At 42.1% G+C, this 21,799-nt stretch carries 19 protein-coding genes and 1 pseudogene; 15 read left to right on the plus strand and 5 right to left on the minus strand.

All coding sequences use genetic code 11. The features are described from left to right. Positions 1–517: 517 nt before the first annotated feature. Complete coding sequence (locus tag BLT_RS0100455; protein ID WP_017725868.1) at positions 518–1,540, minus strand: LLM class flavin-dependent oxidoreductase; 1,023 nt, start codon at positions 1,538–1,540, stop codon at positions 518–520. 288 nt (positions 1,541–1,828) lie between these two features. Between BLT_RS0100455 and BLT_RS0100460 the strand changes: the two genes are divergently transcribed. The 7 genes and pseudogenes from BLT_RS0100460 (at position 1,829) to BLT_RS22550 (ending at position 6,930) form a co-directional block, all read left to right on the plus strand. Beyond that, a complete protein-coding gene (locus BLT_RS0100460; RefSeq protein WP_017725869.1) occupies positions 1,829–2,419 on the plus strand; it encodes a molybdopterin-dependent oxidoreductase in 591 nt (196 codons plus the stop codon). A gap of 145 nt (positions 2,420–2,564) precedes the next feature. Then, a complete protein-coding gene (gene ytxJ / locus BLT_RS0100465; RefSeq protein ID WP_026104907.1) occupies positions 2,565–2,888 on the plus strand; it encodes a bacillithiol system redox-active protein YtxJ in 324 nt (107 codons plus the stop codon). After that, positions 2,888–3,124: a glutaredoxin family protein gene (locus tag BLT_RS0100470; RefSeq protein WP_017725871.1), complete on the plus strand. Its 237-nt coding sequence runs from the start codon at positions 2,888–2,890 to the stop codon at positions 3,122–3,124. Before ytxJ ends, BLT_RS0100470 begins: the two co-directional genes overlap by 1 nt. A gap of 165 nt (positions 3,125–3,289) precedes the next feature. Then, positions 3,290–3,436: pseudogene (locus BLT_RS23535) on the plus strand (molybdopterin cofactor-binding domain-containing protein); the annotation flags it as partial. 393 nt (positions 3,437–3,829) lie between these two features. Beyond that, positions 3,830–4,507, plus strand: a complete 678-nt coding sequence (locus BLT_RS0100480; RefSeq protein WP_017725873.1) for a Na-translocating system protein MpsC family protein — start codon at positions 3,830–3,832, stop codon at positions 4,505–4,507. 259 nt (positions 4,508–4,766) lie between these two features. Next, positions 4,767–5,450 carry a Na-translocating system protein MpsC family protein gene (locus BLT_RS0100485; RefSeq protein WP_035425259.1) on the plus strand — a complete coding sequence of 228 codons (684 nt, stop codon included), beginning with the start codon at positions 4,767–4,769 and terminating at the stop codon, positions 5,448–5,450. Between the two features lie 253 nt (positions 5,451–5,703). Then, positions 5,704–6,930, plus strand: coding sequence for an ATP-binding protein (locus tag BLT_RS22550; RefSeq protein ID WP_017725875.1), 1,227 nt, complete (start codon positions 5,704–5,706; stop codon positions 6,928–6,930). A 503-nt stretch (positions 6,931–7,433) separates the two neighbouring features. Here BLT_RS22550 and BLT_RS0100495 read toward each other — a convergent pair. Then, positions 7,434–7,982 carry a YpiB family protein gene (locus tag BLT_RS0100495; RefSeq protein ID WP_017725876.1) on the minus strand — a complete coding sequence of 183 codons (549 nt, stop codon included), beginning with the start codon at positions 7,980–7,982 and terminating at the stop codon, positions 7,434–7,436. 532 nt (positions 7,983–8,514) lie between these two features. Between BLT_RS0100495 and BLT_RS0100505 the strand changes: the two genes are divergently transcribed. Next, entirely contained in the window at positions 8,515–9,894 is a 1,380-nt protein-coding gene (locus BLT_RS0100505; protein ID WP_017725878.1) for a dipeptidase, read from the plus strand. Between the two features lie 197 nt (positions 9,895–10,091). On the opposite strand, the gene BLT_RS0100515 is transcribed toward BLT_RS0100505, so the two are convergent. After that, positions 10,092–10,436 (minus strand): general stress protein, encoded by a 345-nt coding sequence (locus BLT_RS0100515; RefSeq protein ID WP_017725880.1) that lies wholly within the window; start codon positions 10,434–10,436, stop codon positions 10,092–10,094. A 237-nt stretch (positions 10,437–10,673) separates the two neighbouring features. Between BLT_RS0100515 and BLT_RS0100520 the strand changes: the two genes are divergently transcribed. The 3 genes from BLT_RS0100520 (at position 10,674) to BLT_RS0100530 (ending at position 12,833) form a co-directional block, all read left to right on the plus strand. After that, positions 10,674–10,922: a thiamine-binding protein gene (locus BLT_RS0100520; protein WP_035425263.1), complete on the plus strand. Its 249-nt coding sequence runs from the start codon at positions 10,674–10,676 to the stop codon at positions 10,920–10,922. Positions 10,923–11,197: 275 nt separating this feature from the next. After that, positions 11,198–12,394, plus strand: a complete 1,197-nt coding sequence (locus tag BLT_RS0100525; protein ID WP_017725882.1) for a class I SAM-dependent rRNA methyltransferase — start codon at positions 11,198–11,200, stop codon at positions 12,392–12,394. A 46-nt stretch (positions 12,395–12,440) separates the two neighbouring features. Next, complete coding sequence (locus tag BLT_RS0100530) at positions 12,441–12,833, plus strand: VOC family protein (protein WP_017725883.1); 393 nt, start codon at positions 12,441–12,443, stop codon at positions 12,831–12,833. Positions 12,834–12,968: 135 nt separating this feature from the next. Here the strand turns inward: BLT_RS0100530 and BLT_RS0100535 are convergent, their stop codons facing one another. Continuing rightward, positions 12,969–14,510 carry an FAD-dependent oxidoreductase gene (locus tag BLT_RS0100535; RefSeq protein ID WP_017725884.1) on the minus strand — a complete coding sequence of 514 codons (1,542 nt, stop codon included), beginning with the start codon at positions 14,508–14,510 and terminating at the stop codon, positions 12,969–12,971. A gap of 411 nt (positions 14,511–14,921) precedes the next feature. On the opposite strand from BLT_RS0100535, the gene pxpB reads away from it, so the two are divergent. From pxpB to BLT_RS0100550, 3 genes are read left to right on the plus strand one after another with little or no spacing between them, the layout of a single operon-like run. Continuing rightward, positions 14,922–15,650 carry a 5-oxoprolinase subunit PxpB gene (gene pxpB, locus BLT_RS0100540; protein WP_026104909.1) on the plus strand — a complete coding sequence of 243 codons (729 nt, stop codon included), beginning with the start codon at positions 14,922–14,924 and terminating at the stop codon, positions 15,648–15,650. Further along, positions 15,647–16,663, plus strand: coding sequence for a 5-oxoprolinase subunit C family protein (locus BLT_RS0100545; protein ID WP_017725886.1), 1,017 nt, complete (start codon positions 15,647–15,649; stop codon positions 16,661–16,663). Before pxpB ends, BLT_RS0100545 begins: the two co-directional genes overlap by 4 nt. Positions 16,664–16,687: 24 nt before the next feature. Next, positions 16,688–17,452 carry a LamB/YcsF family protein gene (locus BLT_RS0100550; RefSeq protein WP_017725887.1) on the plus strand — a complete coding sequence of 255 codons (765 nt, stop codon included), beginning with the start codon at positions 16,688–16,690 and terminating at the stop codon, positions 17,450–17,452. A 115-nt stretch (positions 17,453–17,567) separates the two neighbouring features. Here BLT_RS0100550 and BLT_RS0100555 read toward each other — a convergent pair whose 3' ends face one another. Further along, positions 17,568–19,130 carry an ABC-F family ATP-binding cassette domain-containing protein gene (locus BLT_RS0100555; protein WP_017725888.1) on the minus strand — a complete coding sequence of 521 codons (1,563 nt, stop codon included), beginning with the start codon at positions 19,128–19,130 and terminating at the stop codon, positions 17,568–17,570. A 179-nt stretch (positions 19,131–19,309) separates the two neighbouring features. Between BLT_RS0100555 and BLT_RS0100560 the strand changes: the two genes are divergently transcribed. Next, positions 19,310–21,490 carry a DNA topoisomerase III gene (locus BLT_RS0100560; protein WP_017725889.1) on the plus strand — a complete coding sequence of 727 codons (2,181 nt, stop codon included), beginning with the start codon at positions 19,310–19,312 and terminating at the stop codon, positions 21,488–21,490. Positions 21,491–21,799 lie beyond the last annotated feature (309 nt).

Genomic DNA, 21,799 nt, shown 5'->3' on the forward strand with positions numbered 1-21,799 from the left:
TTTGTGCACCTCTTCTTTTGTCGAATAAGTCTCTCTTTTTTTTTCGTCAAAAAAACAGAAATGTTAACAAGATTGGACAAGAAATATAAAAACGATACATAATGACTAGGTCTACAGTCCTAATTACACTTGCCCGAAAAACAGTTTTTCCTATAAATTAGATATTGCTAGATATTGCTAGCTAGGCAATAGTGAGCAGGATCATTGTCCTTTGCTTTTGTTAAATGTTGTTGGCTAAGGGATAAGTAGGTTTAGCCGAATGGAAAGTAAGATAAAAAGCGAGGCTGGGCCAAAAGAGTTTTTATTATGAGAAATGATGCATAGCATTCGCTTCGGAAATATCCTTCGCTTTCCGCGGGCGGCTGGTGAGCCTCCTCGTGCTTTTTGCACTGTGGGGTCTCACCCTTGCCTTTGATCCCGCAGAAGTCTACGTCTATTTCCTCCGCTAAGGTTGTGCATTGTTCGCATGTTCAATCATACACGTTCGTTATGTCCCAGCCTCTTTTGAGCTGTTTCCTTATTTCGTAATGTCAGCGACGATTTCGAGTGAACGAAGGCGTGCCTCGTGATCATAGATTTGCGCATTGACCATAATTTCGTCGGCTTGAGTTTCATCCAAAAATGTTTGAAGCTTTTCTTTCACCGTTTTTGCGCTACCAATGATTGAAGAGCCGAGCTGTTGCTTCAACGCCTCTTTTTCATAGTCGGTAATGAGCTCATCAAAGTTCTCCACTGGTGGCTGCAGTGGTGCTTCATGATTTCGTATCAAGTTCAAGAATTGCTGCTGTAGGGTCGTAGCGAGCAGGCTTGCTTTTTCATCCGTATCTGCAGCAACAATGTTTAGACCAACCATTGCATACGGCTTCTCAAGGACCTTTGAAGGCTTGAAGTGTCGGCGATAGATCTCGAGAGCCGGAAGTGTGTATTTCGGTGAGAAGTGGCTAGCGAAGGCAAAAGGAAGACCAAGCTGTCCAGCTAGCTGTGCGCTGAATCCGCTTGAACCTAATAACCAAATGGGAATATTCAAGCCTTCGCCTGGAATCGCTCGCACGGGCATTCTTCCTGAAGCAAGGGAAGGATCGAAATAGGCACGTAGTTCAGCTAATTGCTCTGGGAAATCATGGCCATCGCTTCGACGGTCTCGTCTTAAAGCATGGGCTGTTAACTGATCCGTTCCTGGCGCACGACCAAGACCGAGATCGATTCGACCTGGGAATAGGGATTCAAGTGTTCCGAACTGTTCCGCAATCACGAGGGGCGCATGGTTCGGTAGCATGATTCCTCCAGAACCAACCCGGATTTTTGATGTGCCTGCTGCCACATGACCGATGACCACAGAAGTAGCGGAGCTCGCGATGAATGGCATGTTATGATGCTCCGCCATCCAGTAACGGTGATAGCCCCATTTTTCAGCATGTTGAGCAAGGTCAAGTGTATTCCGAAACGAATCAGCCGCTGTTCCTCCCGCAACAATTGGCGAAAGATCGAGTACAGAGAAGCGAATGTCACTGAGTTGCTTTCCATTTTTATTTTCAGACATAGTTTCATCTTCTTTCTATAAAAAGTGCTTGTATCGTTAGGAGTGAGCAATCGTCATTTTATTTTTACCATTCCCTCCTAAAACACAACATTAGTGTAACAATTATTTTTCGTGTCTCAAACTAGAACGACTTGAAGGTAAACGCTTCTGCTTTAAATGCTTAGGTGAGTCGCATGTAAATCGTATTCTAATGGGTTTCAATCTGTTGCATCCTATACGTTGAATCGGTATGATGTTGTTTAAAATAACGAGCATCATAAAAAATGGCATAAGAAAGGATGAAGTGAGATGGGAAACCAGCTCCCTCCCGGTCAGTTTGAAACAGATACATGGCCCATTCTCCATCAAGGGGATGTTTACCAATTTAATGAGGACACATGGGATTTCAAATTGTTTGGTGAAGTGAAGGAAGAAGTTACATTATCCTTTTCTGATATGATGAAGCTACCGAAAACGACCTCAACCATTGATATGCATTGTGTGACAACCTGGTCAAAATTTGGTACGTCCTTTGAAGGGATTGCGTTGCGTGAACTTGTAAATTTGGTTGAGCTAAATGAAGAAGTAAAATATGTAAAGATTTATGGGTATTATGACGGTGATCGGTTCGGGTATTCGGCAAATTTACCTCTTGATGCACTGCTAGGTGACGATGCTTTGTTTGTTTATCGGTGGAAGGATAACCAGCATGAGTGGCAGGACATTACCCCAAAGCATGGCTATCCACTGCGCTTCATTCCACCAGCCTCCTTTTATTTGTGGAAGGGCTCGAAATGGGCGTCAGGCATACGTTTTATGAAAGAGGATGAAGCAGGGTTTTGGGAAGAATTAGGCTACTCCATGACAGCGAATCCATTCAAAGAGGAACGCTATCGCTAACCTTCTGCTGCAAGCACTGAGCATTTTTCTTTTAAAAAAATGAGCGCTATATTATGCTAATGCTGTAAGGGCTTTTATACACTACAATATTTAACAACAATGCAAATATTTTTTACAAAAATACTTAATTGAGAGGGTTGAAAACATATCCATGAAACAACTTCACACGTCAGAGGATTTGCAGCAATTTGTTCAACAGCCGGGTAAACACTTACTTTTTAAACACAGTACAACATGTCCGATTAGTGCAAAAGCAAATGAGGAAGTTCAAGCATTTTTGAAAGACAATGATGCTTCAGCGGCGATCGTCTTAGTCATTGAAGATCGTCCTGTCTCAAATCAAATTGCCGAGGAATTTGGGATCAAGCATGAGTCTCCACAATTATTCCTGTTGGAAGATGGACAAGTGAAGTGGCATACGTCTCATTGGAAGATTACGCAAGAGTCGATTAAGGAGGCGCTAGCTTAATGAGCAAGCAAGTGATTGTCTATTCGACCAAAGACTGTATTGAATGCAACATCGTAAAACAAAAGCTTACAGAGGAAGGCATTTCCTTTGAAGTTCGGGACGTGTTAGAGAGCACAGAATACCAAAAGGAAGTTGAAAAATTCGGATTCATGGGTGTTCCTGTTACTGTGGTTGAAGACAGAGCGGTAAAAGGCTTTACCCCTGAATTGAAAGAGCTTATAGAATTAGCAAGATAACGAAGGAAAGCAGAGGAAAAGCCGTGACCTAAGTTGCCACGGCTTTTCTTTATGACTTAAGGGCTTATCTTATCCCTTTAAAATTTGATCGATTTGCTCAATCTCAGTAGCGCTTAAGTGGACATCTAGCGTTTTTAATGAGTTTTTCACTTGGTCTGGTCGCTTCCAGTGCCAAGAACAAATATTGCCAATCGAACAAAAGTACGTAAAGGGAATATGGACAAAGGCTGGAAAGAGAGCAATGTGACAGTTGAAGCAAGCTATTCCTTTACGCCTTCTGAGCATGTGGCGATGGAAACAAGGGCAGTCATTACTCGATTCGCTTAGATGTACAGGATATTAGGGAAATAGAAAGTGCCATAAAGTCAGTTTTAGTTGAGAAAGAGTAGAAGCACCCTTCTGATAATTAACAAGAGTAAAAAATTTTAGAGTTTTTTCTTAAAAATAAGGATTATTTACCCATACTTTAGTCTCGCTCTTTTGTTTTAAAATAGACCTATGATATAATAAAACTGATTAATGTCTAGCTGTCATTAATATTGTTGTAATTTTTTATTCATATTGAAATCCAATCGTATATATCATAAATAAGAATGGTAAATGGAAGAACTATTTTAAAATAGAAGTCTTATCCATGGCCTAACTTCATGCTCAATGAGGTTAGGCCTTTTTTTATATGGAATTTTTTGGGGGATATGTAGATAAATGATGAAGCAAAAACTTAAACAAGAAAATTTAACGTACCTCAGCAGCTACCTAAGTAAGCGATTGAAGCGAAAATTTGGCAAAGGCCCTGAAACCTGTTACACCACCTATGAAAAAGGGATGATGCTCGTCCATATTCGCCAATTTATGACTCCTGCTGAAGAAGTACTATTGGAACAGGGGGAGTTGGATCAGGCCTTTAACTTTCGCATGACGATTATTGGGTCGATTATAGAAGAGTTTAAGCAAGAAGTTGTGAGAAGTGTCGATGTTACGCTAGCTAGCTCTTATGCAGATTGGAACTATGAATCAAATACAGGGCTCTTATTATTTATTGAAAAAGGTGCTCGTTTACAAAATAGGGAACAGGAGGCGCTTCGCAAACTAATGGCCGATATTGGCTCAACGCTTCACAAAGTTCCGGACGAAATTAATATCATACGGCTCCATCCAACCATATGTATTATAGAATGCAAGGGTGTGCAAGGTCACATTGAAAAAATTTTATTTAGAAGAGGACACACTCAATTGTTAAACGAACGTTCCCGAGTAATGAAAAAAGATTTTCTTTTTTATAAAGAAAAATTTGAAAAAGTATTGAATCATTCCATAATTGATCTGTTTCTTATTTGGGATGATGAGAGCGATCGTTATCTTCTCGTATTCTATCTGAAATAAAAGAGAATAGACACATCCATAATCATGCTGCTTTTTTTCTCATATTGATAGGTTTTATCAGAAGCTAACACGGTTATAGAAAAAGTAAAAATGTATAATTTTAAGAGAGAATCTTGAAAATTCATACGAAAGGAACAGGAAAATGGCAAAGGGTAATCAATGATTGCTCTTTTTTCCTACTCATGACCTATGATATGATCAGAGGGATTAATGTTTTAAGGGCATTAATTTAAGGTCCCTTGCTGAGAAGAGGGATGTGATGAACGTTCAAGAGCATCTAACAAAAATAAGTAGTCACTCAAGTAAGCTGTTAAGACAAAAGTTTGGCAGAGGACCTACCTCGTGCCAGGCAACCATTTGCGAAACGTATTTAGTCCTATATATCCGCGGATTTATATCGCCAATGGAGGAAGTGTTGCTTGAACATGGAGACCGTTCGTACATTGAATATGCAAGGGCTAAGATTATTTCCCAAGTGATCACGGAACTAAGAGAATTGGTTGAAAACACGCTGAATATTGATGTTGAAGATAACTATCATAATTGGGATTTTCTAAATAACTCTGGCATTATTATTTTTGTTTTAAAACAGAAAATATCTGTCGTAGTTGAGTCAGAGGTCAATATGACAGCGCTCAAATCAGAAGTGACACGAGTTAGTGCATTGTTAGAGAAAGTTCCTGATGAAGTGCAGGTATATGCTCACTCACGTACCCTTTATTTAATTTTTCGTAAGGGTATTTTGGTTCCGGTTGAAAAAGCTTTGCTATCAAAAGGCTACCATGACGAGCTCCTTGTTGCTAAAAATGATCTAGAGAAATCTTATTTTCATCGTGAAGGTCGGTTTGAGGAAATTTTTAAGCGGGATATCCGTGATCTTTTCATTGATTGGAATTTGAAAGAAGACAAATCTGTTATGGCGTTTGTCTTAGATAACAAATAGGTAAATGCTGTGGAGAATCATTTATGATGATCGTTGCCTCACATGACCTAGCTTCTTTTTAGGGAAGCTAGGTCTTTTTAGTAGCTAATAAATGATTAAAATTTTTAAAGCTGTCTAGCTTCAGGCGCCAGCGGATCGAGGTCGCTTCAACTCCTCCTATGAAAACAACAATCGTTTTCTAGCTAGAGTTTTCAGCGCTTATCGCCGCTAGACAGACGCCTTGGCTTATTACACATTAGAGGGGGGTTTTTGCATGCCTTTAAATAGAAAGATAGAAAAAGGTGATTCAGATTCTGTTTTTCTAATCGCAACATGGGTATTTGCTGCGATAAACGCTGCTATTTTTATAACAAGTGGATCAAGTTGGCAAATCAAAGTGTTGCTCGTCATGAACATGGTGCTTTTTTTTCTTTTTTTTCAATGGAGACGTTTTAGAACAGGGAATGGGATATTATGTCAAACGAATAAAAAAGTAAGCTTTGAAGATGCAACCTTTTTAGAAAAAATCCCGACACCCATTTTCTTTCTAGTTTGTAATAAAATCACATATGTTAATAATGCGGGCATGGTTTTTTTAGGAGTTGAAAGGAAAGAAAATCTGATCGATCGCTCACTCGATGATTTTATTTGTCGAAATGAAGAGGATGACGATGGAAACTCTATGATCGTTCTTCCTGATAAACGGCAAATTGAATGTAAAATCGTGAATGCTCAAGGGGAGTATCTTGACGTGGAAATCGTCTATACGCACATGTCTTTTGAAAAGAAAAATGGCTATTTGTTGGTCATGAAAGATCTGACTGAGCTGAAAGACAATCAAAAAAGGCTAGAGCACTCTGAACAACTAAATATACTTGGCGAATTGGCAGCAGGAATCGCCCATGAAATTCGAAATCCATTAACGAGTTTAAAGGGGTTTTTGCAGCTATCTGAAAGTAGGGATGAAAGGTATACGAGGATCATGCTCTCAGAAATTGAACGGATTAATTTAATCGTGAATGAGTTATTGCTAATTGCAAAACCAAAAGACATGATGTTTGAATCAAAACCACTACTACCCATCATTGAGACCGTTGTGACAATCGCCAATACACAAGCGATTATACATAATATCGTCATACAAACGCATATCGATGAAGAGGCGCAAGAAGCAGTGATTTGGTGTGAAGAAAATAAATTAAAACAAGTCTTTCTTAATATTCTTAAAAATGGAATTGAAGCAATGTCAGGTGAAGGAACGATTTATCTTAAGATTTGGAAGGAGAAAAATTCGGTTCATCTTTCATTTAAAGATGAAGGTGTGGGTATTTCAGAAACAGACCTTGCTAATCTCGGCAAGCGATTTTATTCGACCAAACGAAATGGAACCGGGTTAGGGCTGATGCTTAGCTTCCGAATGATTGAAGAACATGGGGGAGAAATGAATATACACAGTGAAGTGGGGAAGGGAACAGAGGTTGAAATCATTTTGCCCCTTTGAGCGCGGGTACCGAAAAGGGGCTGGGACAAAAGAGTTTTATTGATGAGAAATCCGAACGTCATGATCGTTGCTGCATAGCATTTGCTTCGGAAATTTACTTCGCTTTCCGCGGGCGGCTGGTGAGCCTCCTCGTGCTTTTCGCACGGTGGGGTCTCACCCTTGCCTTTGATCCCGCAGCAGTCTACGTCTATTTCCTACGCTAAGGTTGTGCAATGTTCGCATGTTCAATCATACACGTTCGTTTTGTCCCAAACTCTTTTTCTTTGACTAATCAAAAAGTATAAAATTTAGGTCAACCATAGCCTTTGGGGTTGTGTTATTTTTGTCATTCAGTGAGGTGAGAGCTAGTCGCTTTTGAAGTGACACAGGTTCCTTTATATGTGAAAAAAATACGTTTGTAGGGTAGAAGTGGACTGAGGGTTAGAATAGCGGAGCTCCCGTTTACGTGGACGAGTCAATGGCAACTCCATGTACACTACCCATAGATGCTTCTAATTGGACATTCATTTTGCCTCTAATTCGTTTAATTCGGCGACTAAACGCTTGAACCGTGCTTCATCTTTCTGGTCAAGTGCTTCATCAATTTGTTGGCGAAGCGCTTCCTTTTCTGTTTCCAGTATGATGCTTTCAATTAATTGATCCGTTTCCTTAGCATAATGCTGAAATTGTTTATACCGCATGACTCGTTCCTTCGCAGGGGCATCAAGTAGCTGCAAGTATTGGTGATTTAATGATTTTCCATAAAAATGAAGAATCAAATTGACTTTCTTTGATGGGTTGGCCATTAATTCACCTAAGGCTCTTGCAACATCGTCGGTCTTTCGTTGTTGAGAATAAAAGACGAAGCCAGGCTCATCGGAGTTCATACTTGAAATGACCATTGTCGTTTCACTCAGCTTAATTTCTTCTGTGAACGATACATTTTCAAGAATATGGTGTCTTTTTATCATATGCTCGAGGACTTGTCTGGCCTCTTTTCGTTTTAGTTGTTGGCTGTTTAAAAACCATTGAAGAAATTGACGTTTTTCAGCTACGGAAATCCATTTTCGCATGTTCTATTCACCCTAGTAATCTTTTACCCATCTTAACATGGAATGTAAACAGGAAGAGTGTTTTATGTAAGGAGAGCTTACATGGGTTGTTACAAAATAATGATGAAATGTTGAGAAAAAGGTGATTGATTGACTGATATGTAAAAATTTTTTAATAACGAGGAAATAGGGTAAAGGATTATAGTTTTTCATGATTTTACTTCGTAGGGGGAAGTTGTCTCGTTTATGGGGCTATTGTTTGCTTTACATTTATTATTAAGGGCTGTAGATGAAAATTCGACGCTTCCTGCCTTACCATCCCCCTCTGAACGGGAATGATTAAAGAATCACGCCTTGAAGGGTGAGTTGATTGTGAAGGTAAATGACGAAGAGATCGAGCGTTTTCAATGATCCGATGATGGATAAGAGTTTTTTTCCTTTTGCTTTTGAGTATCCCTAAGTATGTTGGTGAAATAGAGGGGTGACAAAGAAGGGTAAGAATGTAATAGTAATGAGTGTTGTATGTACAGATACCAAGATAGGGGGAACAAAGATGAATGATTCGATCCGTCAATATGTGACAGACAATCGTGAAACTCATTTAAACGAGTTAAAAGAATTTTTGAAAATCCCAAGTATTAGTGCTATTTCTCAGTATAAGGGTGATGTTCGCAAGGCAGCTGAGTGGACGGCGGAATCCTTAAAGAAAGCAGGGATGGAAAACGTTGAAGTGATTGACACACCAGGCCATCCTGTTGTCTACGGTGATTGGTTGAAAGCGGAAGGAAAGCCAACCGTTCTTATTTATGGCCACTATGATGTCCAGCCCGTAGACCCGCTTGAGCTTTGGGAAACACCACCCTTTGAGCCATCAATCCGTAATGAGAAGCTTTATGCACGTGGCGCAAGTGATGATAAAGGACAGGTATTTATCCATGTGAAAGCGATGGAAGCGATCCTGAAAGCGGAAGGGACACTGCCTGTAAATGTAAAATTTTGCATAGAAGGGGAAGAAGAAATTGGCAGCCCGAATCTTGATCCGTTTGTGGAAGAGATGAAGGAAAAGCTTGCTGCAGATGTATTGGTGATTTCTGATACACCGATGCTTGAAAAAGGGAAGCCAGCCATTTGCACAGGGCTGCGTGGGCTATGCAGCTTGCAAATTGATGTGAAAGGGGCGAAGGGCGATCTCCATTCTGGGTTATATGGTGGCGCCGTCCAAAATTCGCTTCATGCTCTCATCCAGCTTCTTGCTTCGATGAGAAATGAAGATGGCCAAATTACAATTGATGGGTTTTATGACCGAGTGAAGGCGCTCTCACCTGAGGAAAAAGAAGCGTTTCAAAAGCTTGATCAAAGTGAGGAAAAGCTGAAAGAAGAGCTTGAGGTTTCAGAGCTTTTTGGCGAAAAAGGCTTCACAGCTCTAGAACGGACATGGGTTCGACCGACGCTAGAGATTAACGGGGTATATGGAGGCTTTCAAGGGGAAGGCGTGAAAACGGTAATTCCTTCTGAAGCACATGCAAAAATTACTTGCCGCCTTGTTCCAGACCAAGATCCAGAAGAAATTGTCGCATTAATTGAGAAGCATATTGAAAAATATACGCCGCCTGGTGTTACAGTAACGACGACACGTCATGATAGTGGTAGACCATTTGCAACACCGATTGATCATCCAGCATTGCAAGCAGCCGCAAAGTCATACGAAGCAGTTTATGGCACGCCAGCTGTCTACACACGAATGGGAGGGTCGATTCCTGTTGTAGAGACCTTCAACCGAATTATGGGTTTGCCTGTTGTATTGATGGGCTTTGGTCTACCAACTGAAAATTTCCATGCACCAAATGAACATTTTCATTTAGAGAACTACGATAAAGGCTTACTAACTCTTTGTCATTATTGGTTTGAGCTAGAAGCAGTGATGAAACGCTAGCTCTTGTAGCCTAGGTGGAAATAAGCTTTTTAATACAATTCCGTGGGGATGAAAGGGTGAAAGTTTTTACTTCTCCGTTAAAAAAGAGCTCGTTATGTAAAAAAGCTGAGGCTGACTCAAGGTAGGATGAACTCCCTTTAAGGGATTCAAGCCTTTTGAGTCAGCCTCAACCATAGTAAGGACTCCATAATGTTTGTTTATAAAATGACGTTAGCTGGTGCATCTTTAACTACGACGACTACTTTCCCTTTGTCTAACTCTTCTTCTAAGCGCTCGGCATCAGCCTCAGGGAAGCCAAGCTCTGAAAATTGAGCACGTAGCTCATCCCCCTTTTTACGGAAGATATTTTTTACAGATGTACCAAGACCAATATCATTGGCGCCAACCGTATTTGCGTCTGCACTATTTGCTACTCGCTCTGTACGATCATCGTCATGAGTAATAATGTAGATATTATCCTCCTTCACACCTTCAGCCTTTAACGAGTCAACCGCTTTAACAACTTCCTGATCATTATGAAATTCTTTATACATTGGTTTCATATTTATCGCCTCCTTGCTGAAAAATGTACCCGATGTCATTGATTAAAAAACACCTTAAATTTATTTTATTTTTTTCTACTTCTCAAAAGCGGGTGTTTTCAAGGGATGAGCCTAAAATAATTGGAAATGTAAAAAATCGTGTGGTTTAGGAGAAAAGAGAAAAGGAAAAATAAAAAGAATACTAAAATGGAGAAAGGGTGAAGAACGTTGGGAAATGTAACAGCAGGCTTTCAGGTGATGCCAAATGGCAAAGATATGGACACCCATGGTATGATTCCACAGGTCATTGATGTTGTGAAGGAATCGGGTCTTACGTATGAGGTTGGCCCGATGGAAACGGTGGTGGAGGGACAAATGGATGAGGTGCTAGCGGTCATCAAGAAAGCACAGCAAGTAGGTATTGATGCAGGAGCACAGGAAGTAATGACGAATATTAAAATCCATTACCGTCCTGAAGGAGTATCGATTATCAATAAGCAGATGTAAGTCGAAATGGTTTTAAACAGAGGACCGCATGCACCTCTGCTTATTTTTCAGAGCATGATTTTCGCCAATGTAAATCGTTTGCTGGTCTCTCTATAGTACAACTACAAGAAAAAATAGCGTATACTAGACGAAAGAACCGGAGCCCTGCGTCACAAAACGTCAGGGCTTCTTTCATTCAGGCTGGAGCGGACGAAAAAGAACCATTCATGAGCGGTTGCTCTTTCCGCTTAGGATGAGGCCAAGTTCGTCCGTTACAGGAAAAGAGGGTGACGAACATGAGTGAGGCCGTTTTACATATAAAAGCCGCATACCAAAAACGGGTCAAAGGGGGCTATCCCTTACTTTTAAAAGAGGCAATAAAAAATGAGCACGACTTGCAAAAAGAAGGTACAGTGGTCGAGGTGCTGGACGAGCAGAACCAATTCATTGGACGAGGCTTTATCGGCAAGCAAAACAAAGGCGTCGGTTGGATTCTTACACGAAATCGCGACGAAAGGATTGATGAGCGATTTTTTGAAAAGAAGCTTTCTGCAGCCTTCAATCAACGAAAAAGACTTTTTCAAGATCCTGATACGACAGCGTTTCGTGTTTTTAACGGAGAAGGAGACGGAATCGGTGGCTTGATCATTGATTACTTTGATGGCTATTATGTCATTCAGTGGTACAGTGAAGGGATTTACTCGTTCAAAGAATACGTGATAAAAGCCCTTGATGCCATTGCGTCGTATACAGGCATTTATGAAAAAAAGCGCTTTAACACTGACGGACAATACATTGATGACGATGATTTTGTTGAAGGAGAGCGTGGGGAATTTCCTCTTGCTGTAAAGGAAAATGGCATTCATTTCGCAGTCTACTTAAACGATGGGGCGATGGTTGGCGTTTTTTTAGACCAAAAAGATGTTCGAAAAACGATTCGTGACAAGTATTCAAAAGGAAAAAACGTTTTAAATACTTTTTCCTATACGGGAGCATTTTCAGTGGCAGCAGCACTGGGGGGCGCAGCAAAGACAACGAGTGTTGATTTGGCGAAACGAAGTCATCGTAAAACCATTGAACAATTTAGCATGAATGGGATTGATTATGAGGCACATGATATCGTGGTGATGGATGTGTTCAAATATTTCAATTATGCAGCAAAAAAGAAATGGGTCTTTGACTTAGTCATTCTTGATCCTCCAAGCTTTGCTCGCTCGAAAAAACATACGTTCAGCGCAGCAAAAGACTATAAAAATTTACTGAAAGAAGCGATTGCTGTAACAGAAGCTAACGGGGTAATTGTTGCATCGACGAACCATAGCGGTGTTGATATGAAAAAGTTTAAAGGGTTTATTGACAAGGCCTTTCAAGAGACAGGGAGGTCCTATCAAGTGTTGGAGGAGCACTCTCTGCCACAAGATTTTCGCACGAACAAACAGTTTCCAGAGGGGGACTATTTAAAGGTTGTGTTTGTGAAAAAGCTTGGGAAATAAGAAGTCGGACGGGAAAATGTGCTAAATGTGAAAGGACGTGTTTCATGTGATTCGGTACAAAGCGCTTCATCATGTTAGCATCTGTGTAACGGACTTAGAAAAGGCAAAGCATTTTTATCGAGAAGTTCTTGGCTTAACGGAGCTAGAACGTCCTCCTTTTGATTTTGAAGGTGCGTGGTTTGGGGTAGGGGACCAACAAATTCATTTAATTGTTTATCCAAATACAAGGATGCTGCGGGAGAATCCGATGATTGATCCGAAAGAAGCCCATTTCGCTTTACGAGTAGAAAGCTATGAGAAAACTGTAGCTTGGCTTTCGGAGCAGGGAATCGAGATCATCGAGAAGCCAAACAGTACGAGTGGGTTTGCACAAATTTTCTGTCTCGATCCAGATGGAAACATCATTGAATTGAATGTGGAGCAAACTCCGAAATCGTGAATCGGGATGCCTCCTACATGGATGAAAAAGCAGTGCAATCCTTATTGAAGGCGGTGTGAGCGACACGCTTCCTGCTTTATCATCCTGAAAGCTCCGGCCCCTTATCTAAAGAAAAAAGCACGGAACGCAAATGGGCTAACCGTGCTCTTCTTCCGTATTTAGCTTTTCTAATGGCTTTTTTGCAGGTCCCTCGACGACATTTCCCTCATAGGAGAAGCGTGAACCGTGGCAAGGGCAATCCCATGTGCGATCGCCTCGGTTCCATTCCACTTCACATCCTAAATGTGTACAGGTTGTATTTACAAGATGGATGGTTCCATCTTTATCACGGTAGCCCCCAGCACGCTTTCCGTTCACACGAACAATGTCCCCTTCGTCTCGCTCCAATTCCTCCGGCCCCTTCTCGGTGCTATCCAGCTTACCGTCAAGCAAATGCTTTGCTACATCGATGTTATACGAAAGAAATGATTTGATGCTCGGATCGGCAGTAAAGCGATTTGGCTTGAACAATTCCTTGTACGGATTTTGTCGTTCCAAAATAAGATCCGCCATCAAGTGGGCGGCAACGGTTCCGTTTGTCATCCCCCATTTACGGAAGCCTGTTGCGACAAATACATTTGGCTGGTTCTTTGAAGCCTGTCCAATGTATGGTAGCTTGTCTAACGTCGTCAAATCCTGAGCCGACCAACGGTAAGGGATGCCGGTGACAGTAAAGTGATCATAACTAAAGCGCTCCAAGGCTTCATAATGAAGCATCGTGTCCATGCCTTGCCCTGTTTTATGCTTTTCACCGCCGATAATAAGAAGCCTCTCTCCTTTGTATGTAGAATGTCGCACAGAGCGTTTCGGGTCCTCGGCACTTAAATACATGCCGCCAGGGTAATCGTCGTTCGTTTTTACACCAAGAATGTACGATCGATCCGCATACATTTTTGAAAAATAAAAGCCACGGTCGAAAAATGGAAAATGGCTGCTTTCAACGACATGATCACATGTGATGCGATACCCTTCTCTTGTGATCACATTTCGCTGCTGTTCTTCAAGCAGGTCAACAGCGACCGTTTGTTCAAAAACTCGCCCACCTGCATCGATAAAGTTTTGAACAAGCTGCTTCAAATAGGCGAGGGGATGAAATTGAGCCTGTTCCTTCATCATGATGGCAGCCCTTATGGGTAACTTGAGCGGGATTGAATCGACAAGCTCTCCTTCAATCCCAAGCTTCTCGTAAGCCTTCAGCTCCTGTTCAAATTTCGAGATGTAGCGATTTGTGTTTGTATAAATGTAGGCATTTTCCGTCGTTAGGTCACAGTCAATCTGTAAGTCTTCCACGGTCTTTCGGATAAAATGAATCGCGTCTGACGTGGCCTCATAATAAAGCTTTGTTTTTTCATAGCCGAAGTGGCTCAGTAGTTCGTTATAAATCAAATCGTGCTGAGCGGTTATTTTTGCTGTTGTGTGCCCGGTTGTGCCGTTGAGGAGTACGTCAGCTTCAAGGAGTGCTACCTGTTTCCCGGCTTTTTGGAGAAGGTAAGCGGTGGTGATGCCTGTGATTCCTCCGCCGACAACGGTCACATCGACGTTCATGTTTTCCTTTAACGGCTTAAATGTCGGAAGCGTTGTCGACTCACGCCAATAAGGCTCTGGTCGCCTAGGCATACGTTGGTCCTGTTCATTCATGGCAATCCCTCCAATTAGAATCATACGTGATGTGCAAGAACGGAATTTTAACCCTATACACCTACTTTGAAATTCTACTTATATGGTTTCCTAATCTTAGAAAAACATGTAAATCATCAGCAGTATCAAGCTATATTTTCTTAAAAGGCCGAAAAGAACATTCGAAAAATTTTTCATCTGCAGTTGAAAAAGGAGTTAGGTACCATTAAAATTATCATTTTAGTAGGAGAAACAAGATCGGTTGTTTTTTCATTGATTTTGCTTGAGGGAAAAAACGGACAACCCAAAACATTTATACGGTGATATCATCTCTTTTATAAAGAGAGAATTCGAAACAGTTCGTCTAATGTTAAAAAAAACAAACAATCTATAATGAAAACAAAAATAGGAAGAAGTTGAAAGATCGTGGCTATGAACATTATTGAAATGTCTCCTTTAGGAGATTCGGCAATTGTTGTAACAGTAGGCGATGCCATTGAACGTAAAACGCATCAAAAAGTTCAATTGCTCTCTACTTATTTAGAGGATCACCCGATTCCTGGTATGATCGAGTATGTGTCAGCTTTTACAAGTGTGACGATTTTTTATGATAACTATAAAGTCTTTTTGGCCGATAAAGAGCGCTCGTTTCCTACACCCTATGAGTTTATCCGCGCAAAAGTGGAGGAGGCATTAGCGAGGGTCGGGGAAATAAGTGAATACGAGCCTAAGGTTGTGGAAATTCCTGTTTGCTACGGTGGTGAACATGGTGCTGATTTAGAGGTAGTAGCAAAGCATAATGGACTTACGCCAGAAGAGGTGATCCAAATTCATTCTGAGGGGGAGTACCTTACGTATATGATCGGCTTTGCCCCTGGTTTTCCGTATCTTGGAGGCCTGTCTGAAAAGATTGCAACACCGCGACGAGAGAATCCACGCCTGGCAATACCGGCTGGTACGGTAGGGATTGCTGGCGAGCAAACGGGGGTTTACCCAATTGAAACGCCTGGTGGCTGGCAGCTCATTGGCCGTACACCGCTACGTCTATTTCGACCAGAACAATGGCCACCAACGCTTCTTCAAGCAGGAAACATCGTAAAATTTAAACCAATTACAAATGAGGAATATGACGAATTATTTGAGAAGGAGCGGTCAAATTGAGTGTTCGTATCGAAAAGCCGGGCTTGTTAACATCCATCCAGGACTTAGGCAGAAGCGGTTATCAAAAATTTGGAATAATCGCCAGTGGAGCAATGGATCCTTTCGCTGTAAGGGTAGCGAATCTGCTTGTAGGCAATGATGATAAAGTAGGGGTGTTAGAAATCACCATGGTTGGGCCCACTCTCACATTTGAAGCTGATATGGTGATTGCCATCTGTGGTGGGGATTTGACCCCGAGTATTGAAAAGGAACCTGTCCCGATGTGGAGAGGGGTGTTTGTCCGTAAAGGAAGTACGTTGACATTCGGACCAATAAAAAATGGAACACGGGCCTACTTAGCTGTTTCTGGCGGTTTCGATCTTCCTTTCGTGATGGAAAGCCAGTCAACATATTTGCGTGCTGGAATTGGGGGTTTTGATGGCCGTACGCTTCAAGCAGGAGACGTGTTACAGGTAAAATCAATGCCGTCATATGTAGAAGAGCGTGCTGCCCTGGTAGGTGAGCAGCTGAGTGAGAGCATGCTATTTACACCTCTGACACCTTCGCTCTTTTCACATTTACAGCCAAACTATCAATCCAAGCCTGTTATACGGGTCGTGAGAGGGCGGCAATATGATTTTTTTGATGATGAGAGCAGGGAGACCTTTTTTGCAAAACCATTTAAAGTCCAACCACAGTCTGATCGGATGGGTTATCGTCTTTCTGGCCCGAAGCTACAATTAACGAAACCGAAGGAGCTCATCTCAGAGGCTGTTACGTTTGGTACGATTCAAGTCCCAGCAGATGGAAATCCGATTGTATTAATGGCTGATCGCCAAACAACAGGAGGGTATCCGATCATCGCTCAAGTCATTACGGTTGATTTGCCGGTTATGGCGCAGTTAAATCTCGGGGCTGAGGTTCGTTTTGAAGAAATTTCGTTGGAAGATGGGCAAATGTTATTGGTAGAACGAGAGCATCATCTTCACATGCTAAAGCAGGGCATCAAACTACATTACCGTTCCAAGGTTTAATATACGGTTTAGGAGGCGTTGAATATGAGTGTCATTGATTTGAATTGCGATATGGGTGAGAGCTTCGGTGCCTATAAAATGGGATCTGATGAAGAAATTTTAAAGTATGTTACATCAGCAAATATTGCCTGTGGGTTTCACGCAGGGGACCCGAAAACGATGCGAAAAACCGTTCGTTTAGCAATCGAACACAGCGTTGCCATTGGGGCACATCCTGGCCTTTATGATTTGCACGGTTTTGGCCGCCGCAACATGGATCTCTCTCCTGAGGAAGCTTATGATATGGTGACCTATCAAATTGGTGCCTTGTGGGCCTTTGTCAAAGCAGAAGGCGGTACGATGCAGCATGTGAAACCACATGGTGCTCTTTATAATATGGCATCAATCAATCAGTCGTTATCCGAAGCAATTGCAAAAGCGGTGTATGACATTGATCCAGGTTTGATTTTATTTGGCCTTGCCAATGGGGAGCTTGTTAAAGCTGGGAAACGTATTGGGCTTCGGACCGGGAATGAGGTGTTTGCTGATCGAACGTACCAGCAGGATGGGACACTCACATCACGCCGACAACAAGGTGCGATGATTGAAAATGAGGATGAAGCGGTCAAGCAAGTAATTCGAATGGTCAAAGAGCAAAAGGTACATACGCAGCAAGGCATCGATGTGGACATTGTTGCTGAAACGGTGTGTATTCACGGCGATGGACCAAATGCTGTTAACTTTTCCAAGCTAATTAAAGAAAGATTAGAGCAATCAGGTATCACCGTTCGGGCGATTGGATCAGAGTAAGCCTGAGCAACTTCATTCCAATAAGACAGATATTTCGATAAAAAAACTGAAAATGTTTCACGTGAAACGATAAAAGGAAGAAACGAGTCGAACGCTTCTTCCTTTTATTGCTTTTTTACGAATTTGTCGCTGCTTCATTCGCCCATTCTTCCACATTCCAAATTTTCGTGACCCAATCCTCGTAAAAATCAGGTTCATGGCAGACGAGGAGAACGGTTCCTTTGTATGCTTTTAAGGCACGCTTCAATTCAGCCTTTGCTGTGACATCTAAATGGTTAGTTGGCTCATCAAAAATCAGCCAGTTGCTTTCTTCCATAAGTAGCTTGCACAAGCGAACCTTCGCTTGCTCTCCGCCGCTTAGTTGGCTTAGGGGACGCATAATATGCTCATTTTTCAGACCACAGCGTGCAAGCCGTGCTCGTACTTGATGTTGGTCCAAATGCGGAAAGTCATTCCACACATCATCAATCGGTGTGACGTCAGCTGCTTTCACTTCCTGTTCATAATACGAAGGGAAGAGAAAGTCACCACGGGTTGCTTTTCCGCTAAGCGGACGAATTTTTCCGAGAATTGTTTTTAATAACGTCGATTTTCCTACACCATTACAGCCTGTAACAGCAATCTTTTCTCCTCGTTCAATCGTGATCGATAGCTTTGGGAGAAGGGGATGGGTGTAGCCAATTTCCACTTCTTCACCTTCAAACACATAACGACTGCTCGCTCGTGCCTCTTTAAATTCAAAGGTCGGTTTCATCGCTGCTTCGGGGCGATCGATGCGTTCCATCCGATCAAGCTGCTTTTGTCGGCTTTTTGCTCGTCCGGTTGTAGAATAACGAGCTTTATTTTTTGAAATAAACTCCTCTTGCTTTTTAATGAAATCCTGCTGTTTTTGGTAGGCTTGGAGATGCTGATTTTTGTTGAGTTCAGCAAGCTCAAGAAATTTATCGTAGCTGGCTGTATAGCGCGTCAGCTTTGAAAACTCGAGATGAAAAATAACGTCCACTGCTTTGTTCATAAATTCCGTATCATGGGAAATCAGCAGGAATGCGTGTGGGTATTCCTTTAAATAATTGGTTAGCCACTGAATATGCTCCACATCCAGGTAGTTCGTTGGCTCATCTAAGAGGAGGACCTTTGGCTGCTCAAGGAGTAGCTTGGCTAAGAGGACCTTCGTTCGTTGCCCGCCACTTAGTGCTGCTACATCTCGCTCGAGACCAATTGCATCAAGACCAAGGCCTCGTGCAGCATCCTCAATTTTTAAATCCAGCGTATAGAAGCCACCTGCGTCAAGGCGATCTTGAATTTCTCCCATTTCCTCCAGTAACTTCTCTAGCTCCTCAGGTGTCGCATCACCCATTTTTATTGTGATGTCATTTAACCGTGCTTCCTCTTCAAAAAGAGCATCGAAGGCCTCCTTAAGAACGTCACGAACGGTTTTGCCAGCTGTTAAGTTTGTATGCTGATCCAAATAGCCATAATGCGTATTTGGTGTCCACTCTACAAGACCTTCATCGTGAATCAGCTGGCCTGTTATGATGTTCATTAATGTTGATTTTCCGACGCCGTTAGCGCCCACAAGACCGACGTGCTCTCCTGGTAAGAGGCGAAAGGACACTTCTTTAAATAATGTTCGATCGCCAAATGTATGACTTAGCTTTTCTACTGTGAGTACACTCATCGTACCGCTCCTCTTCTTAATTCTACAGCACATCATACTAGAATTGAGCCAAAATTGCTATGAGGGATTTTACTCCATAAAGGGAAGAGCAAATATGGCTTTAAAACGATGAGCTTTAGTGTAGAGGGAAGGAATGGTATGATGAGCATAGGGAATCGTTGAAAGGATGTTTATTTATTATGAGTAAAGTGGTCGTATTAGCTGAAAAGCCATCAGTCGGTCGTGACATTGCGAGCGTTTTAGGCTGTCAAAAGAAAGGAAACGGATTTTTTGAAGGAGATCGCTACATTGTCACATGGGCGTTAGGGCATCTTGTAACCCATGCAGATCCTGAGGCGTATGATGCAAAATATAAATCATGGAAGCTTGAAGATTTGCCGATGCTTCCAGCTCCCCTAAAGCTTGTGGTCATCAAGCAGAGTGGGAGCCAGTTTCATGTCGTCAAAACACAGCTGAACCGAAACGATGTGAAAAAAGTAGTCATTGCCACCGATGCTGGTCGTGAAGGTGAGCTTGTGGCCCGTTGGATCCTTGAGAAAGCACGGGTGAAAAAGCCGATTCAACGCCTTTGGATATCATCTGTAACCGATAAGGCGATTCGGGAAGGCTTTCGGAATTTAAAGGATGGCAAAGCGTATGAGCCTTTATTTGCCTCTGCTGTTGCAAGAGCAGAAGCTGATTGGTATGTAGGCTTGAATGCCACACGTGCGTTAACTTCGAAATTTAATGCCCAGCTTTCCTGTGGACGAGTTCAAACGCCTACCCTTGCGATGATTGCGCAACGAGATGAAGAACGCAAGGCGTTCCGACCAAAGTCGTATTATGGAATGAAAGCAACGACAAAGCCGCAGCTTTCCTGGACATGGTACGATCAGAAAACAAATGAGCGCCAATCGTTTCAAAAAGAGCGAATCGATGCTCTGCTCAGGGAAGTTCGTGGCAAAGATGCAGAAATCATAAATGTGGAAAAGAAAGAGAAAAAATCATTTGCACCTGCGCTGTACGACTTAACAGAGCTACAGCGGGAAGCGAATCATCGCTTTGGTTATTCTGCAAAAGAAACGCTCTCCATTATGCAGCGCTTGTATGAGCAGCACAAGGTGCTAACCTATCCACGAACAGACTCAAGGTATCTCTCAAGTGATATTGTTGATACGTTAAAGGACCGTCTCGCCGCTTGTCAGGCTGGTCCTTACGCGAAGCTTGTCACGAAGATGCGAAAGCAGCCAATCAAAGTAGGGAAAGCCGTTGTTGATGATAGCAAAGTATCGGATCACCATGCGATTATTCCAACGGAGCAGACAGCGACGCTTCACACATTAAGCGACAAAGAACGAAAAATCTATGATTTGGTTGTACGACGCTTTTTAGCTGTACTTTTGCCGCCGATGGAATACGAACAAACAACAGCGACTGCAAAAATCGGTGGCGAGTTGTTTATGGCAAAAGGGAAACGGGTCTTAAAAGAAGGCTGGAAAGAGGCCTATGAGCGAGCCGATGAACGTGATGAAGATGAACAAGAGCTCCCAGAGTTAAAAGTGGGTGCCAAGCTTTCTGTGACGACGCTTGTGCAAACGTCAGGCGAGACGCAGCCGCCTGCCTTATTTAACGAAGGGACCTTGCTTTCCGCAATGGAAAATCCAAGTCGCTTTTTAGGAGAAGATGAAAAGGATTTGGCTAAAACCCTCGGAAGGGCAGGGGGAATAGGGACGGTTGCCACAAGGGCAGATATTATTGAGAAGTTGTTTAAAAGCTTTTTAATTGAAAAAAACGGAACGAATATTATCATCACATCAAAGGGAAAGCAGCTTCTTGAGCTCGTTCCAGAGGAGCTGAAATCCCCAGCTTTAACAGCTGAATGGGAACAAAAGCTTGAGCAAATTGCAAAGGGCGCGCTTTCGAAGCAAAGCTTTGTGAAGGAGATTATGGATTATACGAAATCGCTTGTCTCCGACATTAAAGCAAGCGGAAAAACCTTCAAGCATCAAAATGTGACAGGCAGCCCATGTCCTGAATGCGGAAAGCTCCTTCTTGAAGTAAACGGGAAAAAGGGGAAAATGCGTGTTTGTCAGGATCGGGAATGTGGCTTCCGAAGGAATGTTTCTCGTATAACGAATGCGCATTGCCCGAAATGTAAGAAAAAGCTTGAGCTTCGTGGGGAAGGAGAAGGTCAAATCTTTGCTTGTGTTTGCGGATATCGAGAGAAGAAAGCAACCTTTGAGGAACGACGGAAAAAAAACAAGCATAAAAACGTCTCAAAGCGAGAAGTCTCTCAATACTTGAAAAAACAAGACGATGACAAGGGCTTATCGAACCCTGCCTTAGCCGAAGCTTTAGCAAAGCTTAACCTTGATAAATAATCGCTGCGAAATTTTGACGGGAGATGTTTTTTTTAATGAAATCGCAAGCTGATATCGGTCATCATAATCGGTATCAGCTTTTTTGGTTAATCGGCAAGCATAAACTATAAGAGGAAATTATGATAGGCTGAATCTTTATAACCAGGAAAAGGCTTGTCGAATTGGTGTGAGTTAGGTTTCAAATAGGACGGTTACGTAGAGCGGCGTGCTTGATCAGACTGGTTAATCTTTAGTTTAATCCGTGTTAATTTTTGTTTTGCTTCTTTTGGTGTTGAGGTAAAGGATGTTTGATTAAAAAGATAGAAGCTG

It is taken from the genome of Halalkalibacterium ligniniphilum (assembly GCF_000334155.1).
GTDB lineage: Bacteria > Bacillota > Bacilli > Bacillales > Bacillaceae_D > Halalkalibacterium > Halalkalibacterium ligniniphilum.

Coding starts and splice junctions, on each gene's coding strand:
- BLT_RS0100520 (WP_035425263.1), top strand. CDS start 10,674: ATGCCAAATGGCAAAGATATGGACACCCATGGTATGATTCCACAGGTC.
- BLT_RS0100485 (WP_035425259.1), top strand. CDS start 4,767: ATGAACGTTCAAGAGCATCTAACAAAAATAAGTAGTCACTCAAGTAAG.
- BLT_RS0100525 (WP_017725882.1), top strand. CDS start 11,198: ATGAGTGAGGCCGTTTTACATATAAAAGCCGCATACCAAAAACGGGTC.
- BLT_RS0100535 (WP_017725884.1), bottom strand. CDS start 14,510: ATGAATGAACAGGACCAACGTATGCCTAGGCGACCAGAGCCTTATTGG.
- BLT_RS0100560 (WP_017725889.1), top strand. CDS start 19,310: ATGAGTAAAGTGGTCGTATTAGCTGAAAAGCCATCAGTCGGTCGTGAC.
- BLT_RS0100470 (WP_017725871.1), top strand. CDS start 2,888: ATGAGCAAGCAAGTGATTGTCTATTCGACCAAAGACTGTATTGAATGC.
- BLT_RS0100555 (WP_017725888.1), bottom strand. CDS start 19,130: ATGAGTGTACTCACAGTAGAAAAGCTAAGTCATACATTTGGCGATCGA.
- BLT_RS0100460 (WP_017725869.1), top strand. CDS start 1,829: ATGGGAAACCAGCTCCCTCCCGGTCAGTTTGAAACAGATACATGGCCC.
- BLT_RS22550 (WP_017725875.1), top strand. CDS start 5,704: ATGCCTTTAAATAGAAAGATAGAAAAAGGTGATTCAGATTCTGTTTTT.
- BLT_RS0100550 (WP_017725887.1), top strand. CDS start 16,688: ATGAGTGTCATTGATTTGAATTGCGATATGGGTGAGAGCTTCGGTGCC.
- BLT_RS0100495 (WP_017725876.1), bottom strand. CDS start 7,982: ATGCGAAAATGGATTTCCGTAGCTGAAAAACGTCAATTTCTTCAATGG.
- BLT_RS0100480 (WP_017725873.1), top strand. CDS start 3,830: ATGATGAAGCAAAAACTTAAACAAGAAAATTTAACGTACCTCAGCAGC.
- BLT_RS0100505 (WP_017725878.1), top strand. CDS start 8,515: ATGAATGATTCGATCCGTCAATATGTGACAGACAATCGTGAAACTCAT.
- BLT_RS0100515 (WP_017725880.1), bottom strand. CDS start 10,436: ATGAAACCAATGTATAAAGAATTTCATAATGATCAGGAAGTTGTTAAA.
- pxpB (WP_026104909.1), top strand. CDS start 14,922: ATGAACATTATTGAAATGTCTCCTTTAGGAGATTCGGCAATTGTTGTA.
- BLT_RS0100455 (WP_017725868.1), bottom strand. CDS start 1,540: ATGTCTGAAAATAAAAATGGAAAGCAACTCAGTGACATTCGCTTCTCT.